Source organism: Brevibacterium sp. K11IcPPYGO002, from assembly GCF_050920635.1.
Lineage (GTDB): Bacteria > Actinomycetota > Actinomycetes > Actinomycetales > Brevibacteriaceae > Brevibacterium.
In genome coordinates this window covers 477,580-498,281 of the sequence record NZ_CP131929.1, presented here as the reverse complement: position 1 = coordinate 498,281, position 20,702 = coordinate 477,580, and the positions used below count along the sequence as shown (strand labels likewise).

19 protein-coding genes and 1 pseudogene are annotated in these 20,702 nt (G+C 66.1%); 13 read left to right on the top strand and 7 right to left on the bottom strand.

Annotated elements, in window-relative coordinates; all coding sequences use genetic code 11:
* Window positions 1-1,335 carry a TrkH family potassium uptake protein gene (locus QYM46_RS02285; RefSeq protein ID WP_432790684.1) on the bottom strand — a complete coding sequence of 445 codons (1,335 nt, stop codon included), beginning with the start codon at window positions 1,333-1,335 and terminating at the stop codon, window positions 1-3.
* 169 nt (window positions 1,336-1,504) lie between these two features.
* Here QYM46_RS02285 and QYM46_RS02280 point away from each other — a divergent pair, with 169 nt between their 5' ends.
* Window positions 1,505-2,959, top strand: a complete 1,455-nt coding sequence (locus tag QYM46_RS02280) for an APC family permease (RefSeq protein ID WP_169251166.1) — start codon at window positions 1,505-1,507, stop codon at window positions 2,957-2,959.
* Between the two features lie 294 nt (window positions 2,960-3,253).
* Here the strand turns inward: QYM46_RS02280 and QYM46_RS02275 are convergent, their stop codons facing one another.
* Entirely contained in the window at window positions 3,254-4,537 is a 1,284-nt protein-coding gene (locus QYM46_RS02275; RefSeq protein ID WP_432790683.1) for a glycine cleavage T C-terminal barrel domain-containing protein, read from the bottom strand.
* A gap of 165 nt (window positions 4,538-4,702) precedes the next feature.
* Here QYM46_RS02275 and QYM46_RS02270 point away from each other — a divergent pair, with 165 nt between their 5' ends.
* Window positions 4,703-5,563, top strand: coding sequence for a methylenetetrahydrofolate reductase (locus QYM46_RS02270; protein ID WP_432790682.1), 861 nt, complete (start codon window positions 4,703-4,705; stop codon window positions 5,561-5,563).
* 115 nt (window positions 5,564-5,678) lie between these two features.
* Here QYM46_RS02270 and QYM46_RS02265 read toward each other — a convergent pair whose 3' ends face one another.
* A complete protein-coding gene (locus tag QYM46_RS02265) occupies window positions 5,679-6,428 on the bottom strand; it encodes an IclR family transcriptional regulator (protein WP_432790681.1) in 750 nt (249 codons plus the stop codon).
* 118 nt (window positions 6,429-6,546) lie between these two features.
* On the opposite strand from QYM46_RS02265, the gene QYM46_RS02260 reads away from it, so the two are divergent.
* The gene (locus tag QYM46_RS02260; RefSeq protein ID WP_169251162.1) at window positions 6,547-7,323 is read left to right on the top strand and encodes an IclR family transcriptional regulator; all 777 of its coding nucleotides are present in this window, start codon (window positions 6,547-6,549) and stop codon (window positions 7,321-7,323) included.
* A 109-nt stretch (window positions 7,324-7,432) separates the two neighbouring features.
* Here the strand turns inward: QYM46_RS02260 and QYM46_RS02255 are convergent, their stop codons facing one another.
* Together QYM46_RS02255 and QYM46_RS02250 are read right to left on the bottom strand one after the other, a co-directional pair.
* A complete protein-coding gene (locus tag QYM46_RS02255; protein WP_432790680.1) occupies window positions 7,433-7,750 on the bottom strand; it encodes an SDR family oxidoreductase in 318 nt (105 codons plus the stop codon).
* Between the two features lie 100 nt (window positions 7,751-7,850).
* A pseudogene (locus QYM46_RS02250) lies at window positions 7,851-8,024 on the bottom strand (short chain dehydrogenase); the annotation flags it as partial.
* Window positions 8,025-8,278: 254 nt separating this feature from the next.
* Between QYM46_RS02250 and QYM46_RS02245 the strand changes: the two are divergent.
* From QYM46_RS02245 to QYM46_RS02220, 6 genes are all read left to right on the top strand, one after another.
* Window positions 8,279-8,488: a hypothetical protein gene (locus QYM46_RS02245; RefSeq protein ID WP_432790679.1), complete on the top strand. Its 210-nt coding sequence runs from the start codon at window positions 8,279-8,281 to the stop codon at window positions 8,486-8,488.
* Between the two features lie 172 nt (window positions 8,489-8,660).
* The gene (locus QYM46_RS02240) at window positions 8,661-11,174 is read left to right on the top strand and encodes a GcvT family protein (protein ID WP_432790678.1); all 2,514 of its coding nucleotides are present in this window, start codon (window positions 8,661-8,663) and stop codon (window positions 11,172-11,174) included.
* 1 nt (window position 11,175) lies between these two features.
* Window positions 11,176-11,988 (top strand): electron transfer flavoprotein subunit beta/FixA family protein, encoded by an 813-nt coding sequence (locus QYM46_RS02235; protein WP_432790677.1) that lies wholly within the window; start codon window positions 11,176-11,178, stop codon window positions 11,986-11,988.
* A 158-nt stretch (window positions 11,989-12,146) separates the two neighbouring features.
* Window positions 12,147-12,989 (top strand): electron transfer flavoprotein subunit alpha/FixB family protein, encoded by an 843-nt coding sequence (locus QYM46_RS02230; RefSeq protein ID WP_432790676.1) that lies wholly within the window; start codon window positions 12,147-12,149, stop codon window positions 12,987-12,989.
* A 114-nt stretch (window positions 12,990-13,103) separates the two neighbouring features.
* Window positions 13,104-14,834, top strand: a complete 1,731-nt coding sequence (locus tag QYM46_RS02225) for a sensor histidine kinase (protein WP_432790675.1) — start codon at window positions 13,104-13,106, stop codon at window positions 14,832-14,834.
* A 22-nt stretch (window positions 14,835-14,856) separates the two neighbouring features.
* Window positions 14,857-16,713, top strand: a complete 1,857-nt coding sequence (locus tag QYM46_RS02220) for a glycosyltransferase (RefSeq protein WP_432790674.1) — start codon at window positions 14,857-14,859, stop codon at window positions 16,711-16,713.
* Window positions 16,714-16,856: 143 nt separating this feature from the next.
* Here the strand turns inward: QYM46_RS02220 and QYM46_RS02215 are convergent, their stop codons facing one another.
* Window positions 16,857-17,219, bottom strand: coding sequence for a response regulator transcription factor (locus tag QYM46_RS02215; RefSeq protein ID WP_169251155.1), 363 nt, complete (start codon window positions 17,217-17,219; stop codon window positions 16,857-16,859).
* 174 nt (window positions 17,220-17,393) lie between these two features.
* Between QYM46_RS02215 and QYM46_RS02210 the strand changes: the two genes are divergently transcribed.
* Both QYM46_RS02210 and QYM46_RS02205 read left to right on the top strand, forming a co-directional pair.
* A complete protein-coding gene (locus QYM46_RS02210) occupies window positions 17,394-17,789 on the top strand; it encodes an acyl-CoA thioesterase (protein ID WP_432790672.1) in 396 nt (131 codons plus the stop codon).
* A 90-nt stretch (window positions 17,790-17,879) separates the two neighbouring features.
* Window positions 17,880-18,287, top strand: coding sequence for a VOC family protein (locus QYM46_RS02205; protein ID WP_432790671.1), 408 nt, complete (start codon window positions 17,880-17,882; stop codon window positions 18,285-18,287).
* 104 nt (window positions 18,288-18,391) lie between these two features.
* On the opposite strand, the gene QYM46_RS02200 is transcribed toward QYM46_RS02205, so the two are convergent.
* Window positions 18,392-19,141, bottom strand: a complete 750-nt coding sequence (locus QYM46_RS02200; protein WP_432790669.1) for a helix-turn-helix domain-containing protein — start codon at window positions 19,139-19,141, stop codon at window positions 18,392-18,394.
* 134 nt (window positions 19,142-19,275) lie between these two features.
* On the opposite strand from QYM46_RS02200, the gene QYM46_RS02195 reads away from it, so the two are divergent.
* Together QYM46_RS02195 and QYM46_RS02190 are read left to right on the top strand one after the other, a co-directional pair.
* Complete coding sequence (locus tag QYM46_RS02195) at window positions 19,276-19,923, top strand: HAD domain-containing protein (protein ID WP_432790667.1); 648 nt, start codon at window positions 19,276-19,278, stop codon at window positions 19,921-19,923.
* Window positions 19,920-20,702 (top strand): glutamate racemase, encoded by a 783-nt coding sequence (locus tag QYM46_RS02190; RefSeq protein WP_169251148.1) that lies wholly within the window; start codon window positions 19,920-19,922, stop codon window positions 20,700-20,702. The genes QYM46_RS02195 and QYM46_RS02190 overlap by 4 nt, the downstream gene beginning before the upstream one ends.

The window sequence follows — 20,702 nt, the reverse complement described above, 5'->3', positions numbered from 1 at the left end:
TCAGCCGATCAGCGGGCGTTCCTTCGGCAGTTCATAGCGGATGGGGCGCTCGCGCAGTGCCAGCCCGGAGGCGACGGTCACCGGGCCGAGCCGGCCGAGCACCATGGTCAGAATGAGCACGATCTGGCTGGGGCCGGACAGATCCGCGGTGATCCCGGTCGACAGTCCGACGGTGCCGAAGCCGGAGATGACTTCGAAGAGGACCCGGCTGAGACCGAACCTCGGGTCGACGAGCAGGATGACCATCGTCGCTGTGAGCACCCAGCCGAGCGCCAGGACGATGACCGTCGTCGCCTGTCGGTGCACGTCACGGGAGATGCGGCGGCCGAAGAGGGTCACGGCGCGGCCGCCGCGGATCTCCGTCCACGTCGTGGCCGCGAGCACCGCCATCGTCGTGATCTTGACCCCGCCCGCGGTGCCGGCCGGGCCGCCGCCGATGAACATGAGGATGTCCGTGCCGAACCACGCCACCGTGTGCATCTGGCTGATGTCGATGGAATTGAACCCGGCAGTGCGCGTGATCGTCGACTGGAAGGCCGCGGCCTGGATCTTCCCCCATACATCGAGGTCGCCCATCGTCGCTGAGTTGTTCCATTCGATCGCAGCGATGAAGACGGTTCCGCCGATGAGCAGAACCGGGGTGAGCACGACCATGATGCGCGTGGTCAGGCCCCATTTCAGCGGGGTCCGATACCGGCGGAAGAGTTCGATGAGGACGGGATAGCCGAGCCCGCCGAGGATGACCGCCAGTCCGATCGGACCGCAGATGAAGGGGTCGGCCGCGTAGTCGATGAGGCTGTCCTGGCGAAGCCCGAATCCGGCGTTGTTGAACGCCGAGATCGCATGGAAGATCGCATCCCAGATCGCGGCCGTGACGGGTTCGTCGTAGTGGAAGTAGAACCGGAGGAACAGCGCCGAGGCGACCACGACCTCCGTAGCCAAGGTCAGAGTCGTGATCCGCAGGACGAGCGGTTTGACGCCGCCGATCGCGTCGCTCTTCGTCTCCGAGGCCACGGATTGGCGCAGCCTGAGGCCGGCTTTTCCGGCCAGCAGCAGGGCGAGCAGTGCGGTGAGCAGGAGCACGCCGAGGCCGCCGGCCTGGATGAGGCAGACGATGACGATCTGACCGAAGAGCGTGAAATCCTGACCGGTGTCGAGGACGACGAGTCCGGTGACGCTGAGCGCCGAGGTGGCCGTGAAGAGGGCCTTGAGCAGTGAGATGCCGCCGTCGGCGACGGTGGCCGCCGGGGTCATGAGCAGAGTGGTTCCGGAGACCAGTGCTGCCGTGTAGCCCGCGATGACGCGGACGATCGCTGCGCGATGTGAGCTGTGCACCTGACGAAATGTAGCACCATCGCAACGGTTCGGCGTCCCGCGCAGACAACTCACCGGTAACGGTCAGAATCCTGCTACTCTGCCTTATCGGAACTGCCGTGATTCGGCTCACGCCGGCGGCACGGCCCAGTATCTGTTCGTCCGTTCACACAGAAGTGTCGAGGTACACATGAGTCAATCGCAGGCAGCAACAACGGATCGAGGCCACGGCTTCGTCAAGGCCCTCGGTTCGATCGATGCGCTCTTCATCGGATTCGGTGCGATGATCGGCTTCGGCTGGGTCGTGCTCACCGGCGAGTGGCTGTCCGGCGCCGGCACCTTGGGCGCCATCCTCGCCTTCGTCGTCGGCGGCATCATCATGTGCTTCGTCGGCACCGTGTACTCCGAGCTCGTGGCCGCCATGCCGCACGCCGGCGGTGAGCACAACTACCTGATCCGGGCGATGGGACCGCAGGTGTCCCTCTTCGGTTCTTGGGCGATCACCGGCGGCTACATCAGCGTCGTCATGTTCGAAGCCGTCGCCGTGCCGAAGACCGCCCTCTACCTGTTCCCGAACCTCGAGTTCGTCAAACTGTGGACGATCGCCGACTTCGACGTGTACCTCACCTGGGCGCTCGTCGGCACCGTCACCGCGATCATCATCTCGTGGATCAACATCCGCGGCGTGAAGATCGCCTCCCTCGTCCAGACCTTCGTCGTCTCCTTCCTCATCATCGTCGCCCTCATGCTCCTGGCCGGCGGCTTCACCGGCGGCGAGGCCGCCAACACCCAACCGCTGTTCACCGGCGGCGGTTCCGGCTTCATCGCCGTCGTCGCGGTCGTGCCGTTCCTCTTCGTCGGCTTCGATGTCATCCCGCAGTCGGCGGAGGAGATCAACCTGCCGCCGGCGAAGATCGGCAAGCTCGTCGTCATCTCGGTGCTCATGGCGATCACCTTCTACGTCATCGTCATCTGGATGACGTCTCTGGCGATGCCCGCCTCCGACCTGGCCACGCATGACCTCGTCACCGCGGATGCGCTGTCGGCCATGTTCAACTCCGCCGTCTGGGGCAAGATCGTCATCGCCGGCGGCCTGGCAGGCATCATCACCTCGTGGAACGCGTTCCTCATGGGCTCGTCTCGCCTGATGTGGGCGATGGCCGTGGCCGGCATGATCCCGGCCTGGTTCGGCAAGCTCCACCCGCGCTACCGCACTCCGGTCAACGCGATCCTCTTCATCGGGGCACTGTCCGCCCTCGCGCCGTTCCTCGGCTCGGCGGCGCTCGGCTGGATCGTCGATGCGGGGTCGCCTGCGATCGTCATCGCCTACTTCCTCGTCAGCGTCGCTTTCCTGGTCCTGCGCAAGCGCGAACCGGCGATGGACCGACCGCTGCGCATCGGAGGCAAGGGCAACTCCGGTTTCGCCATCGGTGTCATCGCGGCCGTGCTCACGCTCGTCCTCTTCGTCCTCTACCTGCCGATCACCCCGGTCTCCGCACAGCTCGCCTGGCAGTCATGGGCGATGTTCGGCCTGTGGCTGGTCATCGGAATCGTCTTCATGTTCCGCCTGCCCCGCGGAGTCAAGGCCGGCCCGAACGCCGAGAACGAACTCCTCGCGAAGGTCAAGGCGCTGCGCGGAAAGTGATCGCGGGCGCCCGGCTGGCCCAGGCGCATCCGTCACCGCAAGTCGCACTTCGCACGATTGCGAGCACCCCTCACCGGTGCCGGCACCCCGCACCAACCGCCGCACCCCTCACCCTCAGCAGCAAATCACCCCTTTGCAACGGGGTGGTGAGCTGCTGACGGTGAGGGGTGCGTAAGTATCTGGAGGAGATGCCGTTATCGGTGAGGGATGCCGGCGAACGAGCTCGGGCATGCGAACGCGGCCGCCGGCTCGAAGCAACGGCGACCGCGCTCGGTCTCGGGAGCGGGAGTCGGCTCAGACTGCGGCGTCGAGGCCGCGCATCTTCAGACGCTCACGCTGGTTGGGGTTGACGCTCGGGCGGAACGGCATCTCGACCACCTCGGCGCGAACCGGGACTCCGGGAATATCGGCGAACGGCTCCGGCAGATGCACCCAGTACTCCGTGCCGAGCTCGGTTGCCGACACCGGAACGTGCGCCATGGCGATATTCGCTTCGAGTTCCGGCGAGTACCACGGCGAGGTCACGTACCCGACGGCCTCTCCATCAGCTGCGGCGGAGACGAGCCAGAAGTCCGGCGCGTAGTCCGTGATCGGTTTGCCGCCGATCAGCAGGCCCACCAGCTGTGTGCGATACGGCGGAGTGCCGGCTTCGATGAGATCGCGCACCTCCTCGAGGCGGGCCTTGCCGATATAGTCTGCTTCCTTCTTCCGCGGCACCTGGTAGGACAGGTTGACCTGGAACGGGAGTGTCTCGAAGTCCATGTCCTGACCCCACGAGAGGATGCCGGCGGCGATCCTGCGGTGGTGGCTGGGGGCGACGACCTTGAGGTTGTACGGCGCGCCGGCGTCCAGGACGGCGTTCCACATATCCTCGGCGTACTTCGTCGCATCCTTCAGGTAGATCTCGTAGCCCTTCTCCCCGGTGAATCCCGTCTGGGAGATGATGACGTCGCGGCCGCCGACCTGGGCTTCCATGAGCCCGTAGCTCGGCAGCGTGCGCCCCTCCTCACCGACGAGGTCGGCGATGACGTCGACGGATTTCGGACCCTGGACCTGCACGGGTGCGACGTCGATCTCGGCGATCGTGACATCGAACCGGCCGCCGACGTTGACCCCCTGCAGCCAGAGCATGAGGTCGGTGTCGGAGAGGCTGAACCAGAACTCGTCGATGCCGACCCGCAGCAGAATCGGATCGTTGAGGATGCCGCCGGCTTCGTTGCACAGGATGACGTAGCGGGCACGCATCACCGGGATCTTCGTTGCGTCACGGGTGATGACGAAGTTGACGAACGCCTCGGCGTCGGGACCCTTGACCTGGATCTGCCGTTCGACGGCGACGTTCCACAGGGTCACATCGTTGACGAGGGACTGATACTCGGCCATCATCCCGCCCTCATCGCGGGTGATGTAGCCACGCGGGTGGTACATCCGGTTGTAGATCGACGCCCGCCAGCAACCCTGCTGCATGGACAGTTCCCAGTACGGGGACTTGCGGACACGGGTGTCGATGAGCATTTCGACCGGGGTCGGGCCGGACTGACGTAGGTTGATCGGGACTTGCCTGTCACTTTGGTCCACTGTGGGGACATTGTTGTCCATGGTGTTCCCCCTGCTCGCACAGTTTTATATTATGGAACTCAATTCCCATATCATGGGTACAATGAGTGTAAGATCGAACACACCGGGACGCAAGGAACTCGCACTTGCGAGTTTCATGAATCGACCTCCGAGAAGGAGACGAGGATGTCACAGTCAACGCTGCGCACGCTGTTGAGCACCGCCCGCTACGAAGTACTGCCCACGGCCGGAATCGTCGAACGCATCGAGGAGTACGTTGCACCGGGCCGCGAGATCACCGTGACCGCATCGACTGGGCTGACGCTTGAGGCGACGCTGTCCACGGCCGAGCAGCTCCAGGCTTTGGGATTCCGCGCCGTCCCCCACTTGGCCGCCCGGATGATCCACGGCAGACCCGAGCTCACGGAGATCGTCGATCGCCTCGCCGAGGCGGCTGTGGACCGGATCTTCGTCCCCGCGGGGGACGCCACTCCCCCGGCCGGCGGGTACGTCGGAGCGCACGACCTCCTCGTCGATCTCTCATCCATGGCCGCACCGTTCCAGCACATCGGCGTCAGCGCCTATCCGGAATCGCACCCGGTCATCCCCGACGATGTGACGATCCAGGCGATGTGGGACAAACGCGACTACGCCACGCACCTGGTGTCAAACCTGTGCTTCGACCCGGCACTCGTCGCCTCGTGGGTGGCCAGGGTTCGCGCACGGGGCGTCGACCTGCCGCTGGTCCTCGGCATCGCCGGGAAGGTCGAGCTGGCGAAGCTCGCTCGCGTCGCGACGAAGATCGGGGTGGGTGAGTCCACGCGGTTCCTGCGGAAGAACACGGCGACCTTCACGCGAATGGCCAAGCCCGGCGGCTACAACCCGCGAAAGTTCCTCGACAAGATCGGCCCGTTCCTCGACGACCCGGCCATGGGCGTCGCCGGTCTGCACATCTATACGTTCAATCAGATCAAGGACACCGAGGTCTGGCGCCGCAAGCAGCTCGCGGCCCTCGGCGGCGCCGAAGAGGTCTCGACTGCGTGGTAAGCAGCCACCGCAGTCAGAGAATAGGTCGCAATCGGACACGGCCACACGAATCCAGGTCACCATCGGATACTTTCAGCGCCGAAAAGTATCCGAATACGACCTATTTTCGGCTCGTCTACCTGTGGGTGACCTTGCGCTTGAGGGTGCGCGAGAGCAGTCCCGCCTCGTCGACGAGCAGTGCGCCGAGGCGGTCGTGGTGGTCGGCGATGCGCATCGTCGGTCCGGAGATGCCCACGGCGGCGACGACGTCTCCGTCGATGCCGAACACCGGTGCCGCCAGAGCGTCGAGGCCGATCTCGAATTCTTCGTGGACGATGGCGAATCCGCGTTCGCGCACCGTTTCGAGATCGTCGGTGAGCTCCTTGCGTGAGCCCAGGGTCTTCTCGGTGCGCCGTTCGAGCCGACCGGTCGGCAGCGGGATCACGTCGTAGGCGAACATGACCTTGCCCAGAGCCGAGCAGTGCGGCGGCACCTCGACGTCGGCCCAGTTCGTGGCCCCGAGGACGAAGGTCGAATCGACCTGAGCGACCTGGACGACCCCCTTGGGGCCCGGCATGGCGAGATTGACGGTCTCCCCGGTCTCTTCACTGAGGCGCTGCAGGGTCGGATCGGCCGCGGAGACGAGGTTCTCCACTCGGTCGAAGCGGGAAGCATAGGTCGCGAACAGCGATCCGCCGCGATAGAGGCCCTCACCGTCGCGTTCGACGAGACCGTTGCGCTCGAGTGCGGACAGCAGGCGTGAGACCGTCGACCGAGCCAATTCGGTCTCGTCGACCACCTCGGTGTAGGAGATCGGTTCGTCGGACCTGACGACCAACGACAGGATCACTGCCGCCCGGTCGATCGACTGGGTCCCATTGCTCATCGTGCTCAGCTCCGTCGGGGAAAGGGGGTCGGCGGAATCGAGGCCCACCGACCGCACTCACCCTACCCCACGCCCTGAGACTCTGGCCGGGTTGCACGTCGTGAGTTACAGTTTCGAAATGAGCAACAGCGAAGCGGGCTCGGGAGGCGTCCAATCCGTGGATCGGGCCGTGACGATCCTCGAGATCATCGCCCGCACCGGGCTCGCTGGGATCACCGAGATCGCCGGTGAACTCGGGGTGCACAAATCGACGGCGTCACGCATCGTCTCCACCCTCGAGGCCCGCGGACTCGTCGAACAGGATCACCACCGCGGCCGATACCGCTTGGGCCTGTCCATCCTCCGTCTGGCCGGGGCGACGACCGCGCGCCTCGACATCGTCCAGGAGGCCCGCCCGATCACCAAGATGCTCGCCGAGGCGACCGGTGAGACGATCAATGTCGCCGTCCTCTCCGACGGCGCAGCCCTCTACCTCGACCAGGCTTCGTCGACGTCGTCGGTGCAGAGCCACAACTGGGTCGGTCAGCGCATTCCGCTGCACGCAACCTCCAACGGCAAGGTCCTGCTCTCGGGCCTGAGCGAAGACGGCATCCGCGAGACCCTGGGGGCGAAGCTGACCCGCTACACCCCGCACACGGTGACCTCGGTTCCGCAGCTGCTCACCCAGGTCGCCGAGGTGGCCGCCACCGGATTCTCGCTCGTCATCGATGAGCTCGAGGTCGGGCTGACCGCGGTGTCCGCTCCCGTGCGCAATGCCCACGGGGACGTCATCGCCTCGATCTCGGCCTCGGGACCGAGCTTCCGCTTCACCGAGGACAAGGTCGCCTCGGCCAGAGATCTGCTCACTCGGGCGGCCGCCGACATCTCCGCCCGTCTCGGGTGGCGCGAACACTGAACCACGCCAAGTCGGCACCCTACGAAATCGGCATCCGCCGAAATCGGCACGCACACGCTCACGGAGGTCCGCCTCGGCGAGGGTGCGATCATCCTCCGCGAGGAGGTCGTCAGTCGAGGACGTACGTGGTGCCGTTGTCGATGCTCTCGACGGCGCGGCGGTAGAGATTGCCCACCGCCTCATCGGAGGCCGGCGGGAATCCGGGGAAGAAGTCGTGGAAGTGTGTGGCCGACTCCAGGACGGTCGGGCTGGCGACGTTGATGCGGATGCCGCGCGGCATCTCACCGGCGGCGGCCATGACGAATGATTCGACGGCTCCGCTGGCCATCGCGGCCGCCGATCCGGTGGGGATCGCGGCGCGGGCCGTCACCCCGGTCGTCAGGGTGATCGAACCGCCGTCCCGGACATGGGGCAGGCCGATGCGCACCAGATCCAGCTGGGCGAGCGTTGCCGTAGAACCCCGACTCGAAGTCCTCCCGGGTCAGTTCGGTGACGGGTTTGAACGGGACGTGTCCGGCCGTGCACACGATGGCATCGACGTCACCGACCTCGTTCAGCAGCGACTCGATCGTCGCCGGATCGTCGAGATCGACCGCCGGATCCGTGCTGCGACCGACCTGAATGAGTTCGTGCCTGCCTTCGAGCGCTCGGACGGCCGCGGTTCCGACGTGTCCCTTGGCTCCGATGATGAGTACCTTCATGGTGTCTGCCTCGTCTCGCTGGTGTCCTGGTCTGCTGCGAGCCTAAGCACAGTCGGAGGCGAAGAGAAATACCTCTGTGCAGATATTCATGTCTCGGATGGGCATGGGCGGGACTGGGCAGACACACGCACAGCCTCATCAGGGAATGGCAGACTTCCTCGCAGACACCGATCGATGCGACTCGACCCGACGATCTGGACGCGGCCCTGGCCAAAGCCGATATCGTCATCGCCATCGTGAAAGACGAATGACTGATGGACGTCGTCCTCGACAAAGCCGTCGGAATCACCTCGGCGGCGACCTCATTCACCCATTCGCATGCCGAAGTGGACTATCGCGAGATCGCCGATTCGCCCGAAGTCGACGTCACGATCGAATGGAGTTCGCACAACGCCCACTCGGCCTGCCCCCGATTCGCCGAATTCGCTCAGCAGTACTTCCGAGAGCTGACCGCCCAGCCCTGACGCTGTCGTTCGACGCGTTCGTCCGACCGCGCAATGACCGCGCAGACGCCCTCTTGACACTCCCGCCTCGGCGGAGGACGATCATCGTACGCAGTTCCACATAGCGCGCATCGTTGCATAATTTGCAACAATGCCGGTGAAGGCGACGAAGCCTTCAGAGAGGAGCCTGCTCATGGCTTCCGTCCCCGCCCACGCCAGCGTCGTCGTTGTCGGAGCCGGCATCGTCGGCAACAGCCTCGTCCATCATCTCGCCGAGCTCGGGTGGACCGATATCGTCCAGGTCGACAAAGGCCCGCTGCCGAACCCGGGCGGCTCGACCGGACACGCCTCGAACTTCATCTTCCCCGTCGATCACTCGCGTGAGATCACCGACCTCACCCTCGACAGCATGCGCCAATACAAGATCCTCGGCGTCTTCACCGAATCCGGCGGCTTCGAGGTCGCCCGCACCGAGGAGCGCATGGAAGAGTTGCGGCGGCGCATGGCCTCGGCACGGGCCTGGGGCATCGAATCCTCCCTGGTCACCCCCGCCGAGGTCGCCGAGAAAGTGCCATTCCTCGATCCCGAAGCCATCCTCGGCGCGTTCTGGACTCCGACCGTCGGCGTCGTCGATTCGGTGCGGGCGGGCACGATGATGCGCGAATCCGCCGAATCCAAGGATGCGCTCACGGTCTCGCCCAACACCGAGGTGACCGGCATCGATGTCGATGGCGGCCAGATCACGGCCGTGCACACGACGAAGGGTGAGATCGCGACGCACCGCATCCTCATCGCCTGCGGTGTGTGGTCTCCGCGCATTGCGGCCATGGCCGGTGCCGCGATCCCGCTGACTCCGGCCGTCCACCAGATGATCAGCGTCGGACCCGTCCCGCAGTTGGCCGAACGTCCCGGCGAGATCTCGTTTCCGATCGTGCGGGACATGGACACCTTCTGCTACGAGCGTCAGCACGGCTCCGACATGGAGATCGGCTCGTATGCCCACCGGCCGATCCTCCACGATCCGGATGAGATTCCCTCGATCGAGGCGGCGAAGCTCTCCCCCACGGAGATGCCGTTCACGGACGAGGACTTCGATCCGCAGCTCGAACAGGCCGTCGAACTCATGCCCGAAGTGCTGTCGAATCCGGACGTCGAGATCCGTTATGCCATCAATGGTCTGCTCTCGCTGACCCCGGACGGGGCGCCCATCCTCGGCGAATCACCTCAGGCCAAGGGCCTGTGGTCGGCGGCGGCCGTGTGGGTGAAGGAAGGGCCGGGCGTCGGTCGGGCCGTGGCCGAATGGATGACGAACGGCCTGCCGGAGATCGACGTGCAAGGTGCCGACATCGCACGCTTCCACTCTCACCAGCGCACCCGCACCCACGTGAAGGCGCGCACCTCGGAGGCATTCAACAAGACCTATGGGATCGTCCATCCCGGCGAGCAGTGGAGTTCCGATCGCGACGTCCGCCGCTCACCGATGTGGCAGCGCGAGGTCGAGCTCGGGGCGGTGTTCTTCGAAGCCGGCGGGTGGGAGCGACCGCAGTGGTTCGGGTCGAATGCCGGACTGCTCGACGAGTTCGGTGACGCGGTGATGGACCGCGGCGCCGAATGGGATTCCCGCTGGTGGTCCCCGATCATCAATGCCGAGCACCTGGCGATGCGCAAGCGCGCCGGGCTCGTCGACCTCTCGAGCTTCGTCATCTTCGACGTGTTCGGCCCCGCCGCCCTCGACGCGGTCCAGTCCATCGCCCTGGCGCAGATGGATGTGGCCGTCGGTCGGGTCGTCTACACCCCGATCCTCGATGAGAACGGCGGGTTCCGTTCCGACCTGACCATCATGCGACTGGCACACGACCGCTTCCGCGTCGTCACGGGTGCTGCCCACGGAATGGTCGATCTCAAATGGTTCGCCGACCGCCTGCCCGATATGGGCGCGCAGATCGCCGATCTCACGAGTTCGTGGACGACGATCGGGCTGTGGGGACCGCGAGCCCGCGACATCCTCGGCGAGCTCACCAGCGCCGATGTCTCCCATGAGGGGTTCGGGTTCGGCAACGCCCGGGTCATCGAGATCGGTTCGCTCGAGGTGCTCGCCTCCCGCATCTCCTATGTCGGCGATCTCGGCTGGGAGCTCTACGTGCCGATGGAATCGGGGCTGAAGCTCTGGGATGCGCTCATGGACGCCGGCCGAGGTCACGGACTCGTCCCCGTCGGTCTCGGCGTCTACGGCACCACCGGTCGGATCGAGAAGGGCTACCGCGCGTTCGGGGCCGAGCTCGATTCCGAACGCAGCGTCGTCGAGGTCGGGATGAGCAGACCGAAGGTGAAGTCCCAGGATTTCGTCGGCAGGGCCGCACACCTGCGCCACCGTGAGGAGGAGCCGAAGGCGGTGCTGTGCTCACTCACCGTCGATGACCACACGAGCGCCAGCGGTCAGATGCGGTACATGCTCGGCGGGGAACCCATCGTCTCTGCCGACGGCGATCCGCTGATCGACGGGCACGGCCGGAACTCCTATGTCACCTCGGCGGGGTCGGCTCCCAGCCTGGGCAGACACGTGCTCATGGCGTTCCTCCCACCCGCCGAGGCGGTGCTGGGCAACCGTCTGCAGGTCGTGTACATGGAGGAGTTCTATCCCGTCACGGTGGCATCGGTCGATTCGACGCCGCTGTTCGACCCCGACAACGAGTGCATCAGGAGATGAGATGAACATCCTCGTGTGCATCAAACGCGTCCCCGATATCGCCGGCTCCGTCACCCTCGATGCCACCGGTGCCGGGATCGACGACTCCGGGCTCGGCCACACCATGTCCTCGCACGAGGAATGCGCCGTCGAACTCGCGATCCAGACCGCGGCCGCCACGGGTGGGACGGTCACGGTGCTCACGGTCGGCCCCGCCGAGGCGGTCGAACAGCTGCGAGCGGCCGTGGCCGTGGGTGCGAACGACGGCATTCTCGTCGAGGCCGCCGACCCGTCCGTGTTCGCCCCCGAGGACATCGCGCAGATCATCGGCGATGTCATCCGTGATCGCGCCGAGGCGGGGCAGACCTTCGATCTCGTCCTCACCGGGGACGATGCCGCCGACACCGGCGATTTCCAGGTCGGGATCCGCCTGGCCTACGACCTCGAGTACCCGGTGCTGACGAACATCCAGACGATCAGAGTCGGTGGGGCGGATGAGGATGGCGGGTCCGGTGCCGGCCCCGGCTCCGGTCGTGTCGAGGCGCGCGGGATCGGGCCGGCGGGAACGGAGATCTTCTCACTCGGCCTGCCCGCCGTCGTCGCCGTCCACGAGGGCGGGGTCGATCCGCGCTACCCCTCGATCACCGGACGGATGAAGGCGAAGAAGGCGCAGGTCGTCGAATACGACGCCCCGGAGCCCGGGACGGGCAGCCCCCGCATCCGACTCGAACTGCCCGAGGTGAAGGCGAGTTCGGTGACCATCCTCGGCGAGGGGCCTGAGGCGGCTCCCGCCCTGGTCGATGTGCTCGAACAGATCGGAGTGATCCGGCCATGACTGTGGTCTACGTCGAAACCGACCCGACAGGCGAGGTCACACTCACCTCCGCCGAAGCCCTCACCTTCGCCCGCAAAACCCCCCAATTACTACCTGACGGCGGCGCAGCAACCTCGCGCGAGGTATCTGGGCCCCCGTCAGGTAGCACGGAAGGGGTGGTGATCGGCCCACTCATCGATTCCGCCATCGCGGCGCTGGGGCGACTCGGGGTCAGCGTCATCCACCATCTCGAGCACCCGGATCTCGCGGAGTATTCGGCGGCGGCCTGGGCGCGGGCGATCGTCGACGTCACCCCGGATTCCGGCACACTGTTGGCCTCGGGCACCCCGCGCGGTATGGAGCTCATGGCCCACGCCGCCGTCCGCACGGGTGCACGCATGGCGGCCAACGTCATCGCCTGCGACGAAGAGGGCCTGCTGCGGCAGGTCCACGGCGGCACCGCCTACGAACGCCTCCGCCTCGACGGGGACCTTCAGGTGCTCACAATCGCCGGCCACGCCTGCACCCCCGAAGAGACGACCCCGGTGACCCCGGAGGTCTATGACTACGACCTCACCGTCGCCGAGGCGGACCTCGCCACCCGTGTCCAGCGCACCGAGGCAGAGGCCGCCGATGATGCGTCCGGACTGACCTCGGCCAGGGCCGTGGTCGGCGCCGGTCGCGGAGTCGGCTCGGAGAACGGGTTCGCCGAAGTCCTCGAACTCGTCGACCACCTCGGCGGGGCCTTGGGCGTCTCCCGCGTGGTCACGGGTCTGGGCTGGCGACCGCACGCCGAACAGGTCGGTCAGACCGGTAGCCGCATCTCCCCCGACGTCTACATCGCCTGCGGCATCTCCGGTGCGATCCAGCACATGGCCGGGATCGAGGGCGCGAAGACGCTCGTGGCCATCAACACCGATGAGGAATCCACGATGGTCCAACGGGCCGACTACGCGATCATCGGCGACCTCCACGAGGTGGTCGGAGCCGTCAATGAGGAGATCGTCCGCCGCCGCGGCTGAGCCCGGTTATAGTTTCCTCAAGGACCTCGGAAGAGACGGGGCCTTCCGGAAGCGGCGAAAGGCGGCTGTCGTGCGCTCTGTCCCCACGAGTTCGACGCGATCGGCGGATCGACGGTGAACCGGCTCGTCCGCATCGCCTACCTCGGCTTCGTCGCCGGGGACTCCAAAGCCTTCACGATCATCCACCAGGTCTCGTTTGCGATCATGCTCGGGGCGAGCGCAGCCCTGCTCAGCGCATTGCGACCGGATTCCGCGGTCGCCGATGATTCGATTCTGGCCGGGGCCGGTCTGCTCATCGTCGCCACGCTCGGTGCAGTGTATTCGGAGAAGTTCTCCCGAGCCTGGGTGCCGAACCTCGTCATCCCACTGCTCGACTTCCTCGCCCTGGGGCTGTGCCGGTGGGCCACCTACCCGGACGGCGGAGTCCTGTCGATCCTCGCCTTCACCCCGGTCGTCTGGCTCGTCACGAGTTTCCGCACACGCGGTGCCGTCATCTCCGTGGCGGCCGTGCTCATCACTCTCACCTCGGTGAGCCTGTTCGGCGGTGAAGGGCCCGTCGATGCCGCCCGGATCGTGCTCGCGCTCATCCTGCCTGTAGCCGTGATCCTCGTCTCCGGGATGATCATCGGTCTCGAAACGCGTCTGAGCTCGACGAATCTGCGCCTGAGTGCGGCATTCGATCGACAGCGGGATCTGACGCGAGATCTGCGGAGAACGAGCACCCTGCTACGGGGCACCGGGGCGAGCGTCGACGTCGGGGTGAAGGTCCTCGAAGAGAACGGCACGACGGTCTTCGAGAATCCGGCGTTCACGACTCACCTCAATGCCGCCGTGGCGCGGATGACAGGCGAGCAGGATTCCCCGGCGGACGCCGTCGCCGCTGGCGCCATAGACGCGGGCGTCGACGAGGTGGACATGTTCTGCGCCGACGGGATCACCCGCATTCCCCCGTCGAACTCACCGCTGACACGCGCCCGCCGGGGCGAACGGTTCTCAGATGAACTCATCTGGGTCGGCCCACAGGACGGCGAACAGCTGGCACTGTCGGTCACGGCGGTGGGCTGGCAGGGGCATCCGAGCATCGCCCCGCACACGATCGTGACCACCCAGGACGTGACATCCACACAGCAGCTCATCCGGGCCCGCGAGCGCATCCTCGCCTCGGTCTCCCACGAACTTCGGACCCCGTTGACGTCGATCATGGGCTATACGGAGCTCGCGCTCGACGAACTCGACGACGGCTCCTCCGCAGCCGCCTCGGCGATCGCGTCCTATCTGACCGTCGTACAACGGAACTCCGATCAGCTGCTCGCCATGGTCGAGGACATTCTCAGCACCCAGCAGACACCGTCGAACCGCTTCGAACTGAACATCACCGAATTCGAACTCACCCCGCTCATCGACGACGTCGTCGAACAGCTTCGCTCGACGGCCGCCGACCAGGAAGTCGAACTCGCCGTCGAGTCCGTGGGTTCCCCGACGATTTCGGCCGATTCAAAGCGCATCACGCAGGTGCTGACGAACCTCGTGGTCAACGGCATCAAGTACTCCGGCCCCGGGCATCGCGTCACCGTCAGGACGCAGTCCGATGCGCTCGGCATCGGATTCGACGTTGTCGACGACGGAACAGGAATGCCCGCCAACGAGGTCGATCAGCTCTTCACGGCGTTCTTCCGCGGCGCCGCCGCCCGGGCCTCCAGCCAGCGGGGCGTCGGATTGGGGCTTGCCCTGGTCAAAGGCATCGTCGACGCACACGGGGGAACGATCACGGTGTCCTCGTTTGAAGGCGCCGGCAGCACGTTCAGCGTTCGCATCCCCTCCCGAGACGAAGGAACCCGACCATGACCCGAAACGAAGGTACCCGACCGTGACCGGACACGACAGCCGCTCCTCGACGAGGCAGATCGGACCGCTCGCGGTGGTTCTGTCCCTCGTCTACGGAGTGCTTGCGGCCTACATCTTCTGCTTCTCCGGATCCTTCGGCCGCCTCGGCGAGTACTGGTGGTTCGACATCGCACTCATCACCATCACGATCACGGCCTCTCTCTCACTGGCCTACGTCAGCCTGCTGCTCATCGCCTATGTCCGGCAGAAGGCCGTCGACCCCGGTGACCCGACGGACTTCACCTGGCATTTCCTCATCCCCTGCCGTGATGAGGAATCCGTCATCGCCGAGACGGTCTCGGCCGCACGGACGTCCTTCCCCACCGCGCACATCTGGGTCATCGACGACGCCAGCGAAGACTCCACCGCAGCCATCGTCACCGACATCATTGACGTCGACGACCGGACCCATCTCATCTCCCGGGTCCTGCCCGAGGCACGGACGGGGAAAGGCAAGGCACTCAATGCGGCGTACCTCTCGGTTTCCGAGTACGTCGGTGCTGATCCTGCCGACCGTGCTCGTGCGGTCATCGGGGTCCTCGACGCCGACGGGTTCCTCTCCGACAATGCTCTGGCCGTGCTCTCGGGACCGGCGGGCTTCGGCGATGACTCCCTCGGCGCAGCCCAGCTCGAAGTGTGGATGAAGAACCGCGGCGACAAGCAGCCACGCCCCGGCCGCGGCCGGTATCTCAATCTCCTCGGGCGGTTCCTCGTCCGGATGCAGGACATCGAGTTCCGCACGTCGAATTCGGCGATGCAGCAGCTGCGCGTGACCACAGGCACCGTCGGCATGGGCGGCAATGGGCAGTTCACCCGGCTGACCGTCCTCGACGCCTTGACCGAAGACCACGGGGAACCGTGGGGCAACAAGCTCAGCGAGGACTACGAACTCGGACTCAATATCCTCACCCGCGGCTTCCGCAACGGCTATTTCCCGCAGGCGCACGTGTCCCAGGAGGCGCTGCCCTATTTCCGCCGGCTGCTCACCCAACGCACGCGCTGGGGCCAGGGGATCATGGAGTGCGCGTCGAATCTGCCCGCCTTGCGCAAGAGCCGTGTCCTGAAGTTTCCCGGGTTCGTCGAGATCCACTACTTCATGAGCCAGCCGTGGCTGATGATGCTCAACCTTCTGCTCATCCCGATCGTCACCGCCGTCGCGATCGCTCAGGGATTCTTCGGCTTCGTCAGCGATGCCGCGACCTGGATCATCGTCCTCACCGGGCTCGTGTTCGTCGTCCTCCCCTACGCCCTGTGGGGTCCGCTCTACCGACGATGGGGTCCCGAACCCATCGGTCGGACCGCCTCGGTGCTGCTGGGGTTGGGGTATCTCGTCTACGTGTACTTCACGTACTTCTACTATCCGCGCGCGATCGCACGCATGGTCACCGGCCGGAATTCGTGGGCGAAGACGAAGCGCAACGCCGACGACGTGCTCGTCACCTCGACCTTCACCCCGGCAGCGCTGCAGGTCGTTCCGCTGCTCGACCAGAGCAGCCTCACCGACCTCGCCGAGGAGCTCGAAGGCAGGGACGAATACGCCGTGGAGATCGTGTCCCGGTTCGCCCTCATCTGGCCCCGCCGTCTGGCGAACCTGCAGCAGGCCGTGGCCGCCGAGGATGTGCTGGGAATCAGCGATGCGATCGCCAGCATCCGGGTGGCGTCGACGATGGTCGGGGCACGCCGACTGCAGGTCGCGGCCGAAGACTTCACGACGCTGGTCGAGAGCCGCGAATTCGATGCCGCCCGCGCCGCACTGCCGCGCCTGGCCCGCGTCGGAGACGATACGATCGTCGAGATCCGCGCCCGTTTCCTCGACCTGCCGACCCGCGGCCAGCACTGAGGTCCGGGCCGGCGCTCGTCCGGGCCGGCGCTCGTCCGGGCCGGCGCTCGTCCGGGCCGGCGCTCGTCCGGGCCGGGACCGAGATTCCGCCGGTACCACCTGACGACAGCCCCTGAACCGCCTCGGCGGTCAGCGCGTCCGGCTCATTCCGTGTCCATCGCCTGCAGGAATTCGCGGATCTCGCGTGGTTTGAAGGGTTTGGTGAGGAAGGCATCGGCACCGGCCTCGACGCTGGCGTCGCTGTCACTCTGCGTTGCCCGGGCGCTGATCACCACGATCGTCGCCACGGTGCGGGGTCGGATCTGCCGCAGGAGTTCAAGACCGTCGATATCGGGCAGACCGAGGTCGACGGTGATGAGAGTGCGTTCGACCTCGTCGAAGCGTTCGAGTCCGAGCTTGCCCGTCGCCACCGATTCGACGGTGTATCCGCTCTGTTCCAGAACGACCTCGAGCAGTCGGCGGATATCGTCATCGTCTTCGATGACCAGTGCGTTCTTCGAATCCATACCGACCCGTCCCTTCACTTCCGGCTCAGACTGCCGCGTCCGGACTCCTGCGTTCGCTCCTCAGCTTAGTCTTCTCTGCATTGACTGGGGCGAGATTTCCGTGGCCGCTCACAACCTGGTTAACTATGGAACGATCGTTCAGACACATTTCCTCATCAGCTCACGGAGGCAGTCATGGCCACATTCGAACTCTCACCAGAAGTGCGCTGGTCGGACCAGGACCTGCTCGGCCACGTCAACAACGCACGGATGATCACGCTCATCGAGGAATGCCGTGTGCGCTGGATGCATGAGCTCCGGGCCGGTCACATCACCGGCGGCGGGCTGCTCGTCGCCCGCCAGACCATCGACTACCTCATCCCCGTCATGTACGGCCCCGAGCTGAAGATGACCGTGACGGTGAAGAAGCTCGGCAACTCCTCGTTCACCGTCAACACTCGCGGCGACCAGGACGGACGTCAGGTCTTCGACCACGACTGCGTCCTCGTCCACATCGACCGGGAGACTCAGAAGCCGTCCCCTCTTACCCCCGAACTGCGCGCAGTCTTCGAACCGTACCTGCTGGACTGAGGCGCGAACCGCTTCACTCTGACAACTGGCGCCGCAACCATGGCCGATTCGTTCAAGCCGCGCCACCAACCGTCCGCATAGTCTGAAGTCATGAAACTCGACGCGATCTCCATCATCACCGCAGACATGCCCGCCGCCATCACCTTCTACTCCGCGCTCGGTCTCGAGCTCGCCGACGGCGGCCCGGACGCCCCGCACACCGAGTTCACCGCCGGGTCCCTGCGGGTCCTGCTCGACACCGAGGCGGTCATGCTCGGCATCGACCCCGAATGGACCCGGCCGACGGGCGGACACACGATGTCCTTGGCCTTCGACTGCTCCACCGCCGAGGCGGTCGATGCGACATTCGCCCGGCTCACCGGTCGTGGCGCTGAGAACTCCGGTCCCGTGGCCGGAGTCGTCCACGAACCCTGGGACGCATTCTGGGGGCAGCGCTACGCCGTGGTCTCCGATCCCGACGGAAACGAGGTCGACCTCTTCGCCGCCCTCAACTCCTAATTGCTACCCGACGGGGGCCCAGCAACCTTGCGCGAGGTTGCTGGGCCCCCGTCGGGTAGTAAATGGGTGGGCGGGCTGGTGGGACGGACGCCTAGAGCGCACCCTCATCCGATGAGCGAGCGCTCGTCTCTTCGCAGGTGCGCGGCGTCGGCATACCCGACCTCGGCCGCGGCCGCCGTGCGCGACCGGCCCGCATCGATGAGGTCTCGCGCGGCCCGCCAACGCAGGATCTTCGCCAGGTGCTTAGGTCCGTAGCCGAACCATTCCGCGCTCAGCCGGCGCAGCTGCCGCGGTGAGTACGCGAACTCCGCGGCCGCCTCGGTGACGGTGTGGGCAGGCGAACTTGAGCGCACGTCCAAGGCCCGAGCCAGGGCCATCGGCCGCAGGTCCAGCAATGCTCGGTCCGTCAGATCGCCGGCCGTATCGAGCAGCACCCGGGCAGCTCCCGTCACCGAGGCGGCCCCGCCCTCACCGACGTTCGGGACCCCGGCATGCCTGCCGCCGATCACCGCGTCAAGGGGCGTCACCCGGTCGGCCAGTTCCCCCGCGGAGGTGGTCAGCAGCTGCGGAAGCACGCCGGAGTCGAAGCGCAGGCCCACCGTCGGTGCGACCGAACCGTGGAACATCCGGGCCGTGGAATCGGCCCCGGCGATGACGATCCGTCCGTCGAGGACGATGAGGTCCATGCACCCGTCGGGGACGATGAGCGAGGGAGCTGGAGAATGCACGGCGTCCGGCCCGAAAGCGAGGTTGCGACGGGCCGGGTCGGCCGCCTCGGCGAGGAAATCCGCCGTATCGGGAACCGAGACCCACAGGCTCGCTCGCAGGCGCGGGATCCGGGTTTCTCGGTACATGAACTCGGCCTCCTGACGCTCTCGGCGGTAAACTCGACGGTGTTCATCTGATGCGGGCGGCGCGATCTGCCCCCAGAATAGCGCGCGACCGGTCCCGACAGCGGACCGAACGCCCGAGCTCACGGGAAGGAATCATGGCTGCAGCATCCGCAGCGCCGGTGTCGGCACGCAGGCAGGCTCGCCATGTCACCGTCTTCCTCGATGTCGACGGCGTCCTCAACTCCTACCCGGTGCCCAAGCTGCGCGGCATGGCCGAGGGACGGAAGAAGCTGCACGCGTGGCATTACGAACTCCACTACCGGCCGGCCGTCGTCGAATTCTTCGACCGTATCGTCGAGACCCATGAGGTCGACGTCGTGTGGCTGTCGACCTGGTCGCAGCGGTGCAAGTCCGAACTCGAACCGAAGTTCGGTCTGCGTAACTCCTTCGACGTCATCGAAATGCCCGATGAGACGCACAATCGCTTCGCTCACGATCCGCAGCAGTGGTGGAAGGCCCGTGCCATGGAGGACTGGCTGGCCACCCACGAACACGGACGTGCGATCTGGATCGATGACGACCTGGCGTGGCCGGCCACCCGCGAGTACTTCCTCAGCCACTACTCGCCCAACCGCCTCAAACTCATCGCCCCGGACTTCGCCCATGGCCTGACGAAGGCCCATCTCAAGGAGATCCGGGAGTTCGCCTACCCGAAGGCCAGCAGTCCAAAGACCGACGAAGCCAGGACCGGCGAAGCCAAGACCGGCGATCCGACAACATCCGACCCGAGGGGGACTTCATGACGCGCATCGGCCTGCTCGATTCCGGACTCGGACTCCTCGGCACCGCCGACGCGCTGTTCAACCTCGCTCCCGACGCGGATCTCGTCCTCGCGATGGACCCCGACTTCACTCCGTACGGCAGTCTGAGCACCGACACCCTCGAACAGCGGGCCCTGCATTCGGCCGGGGTGCTCGCCGACTGGGAACCCGACGCCATCGTCATCGCCTGCAACACCGCCTCGGTGCAGGCCCTCGAGGCCGTCCGCGCCCGCTACGAACCGGCCATTCCCGTCATCGGCACCGTGCCTGCGGTGAAGATGGCCGCCGGCACCGGACAGGACTTCGCGATTTGGGCGACCCCGGCGACCACGGGCAGCGAGTATCAGCAGAACCTCATCGACTCCTTCGCCGCCGACCTGCACGTGGCCAAGGTCGCCTGCCCCGGCTTGGCCGAGGCGATCAACGCCGCCGACCTGAATAAGATCGACACCGCCATCGAGGATGCCTTCACCCAGATGGGACCCGGAATGGAGACCGTGGTGCTCGGCTGCACCCACTACGGACTCGTCGCCGACCGGATCATGGCCGCCCGCGCCGGAGCGCTGACCGTCTTCGACTCCCCCATGCCGGTGGCCAAGCAGACCCTGCGTCGCATCGGCCTCGAACCCGCCGGAATCGGCGAGGAGCATTCGGACACCGGACGCGTGCTCGCGACCTTCGCCTCCGGCCGCCGCGTCAGCCTGCCCCGTGCCCTCGACGCCTACCCGGCCGGCAAACGACTGCTCGCCCGCGAGGCATGA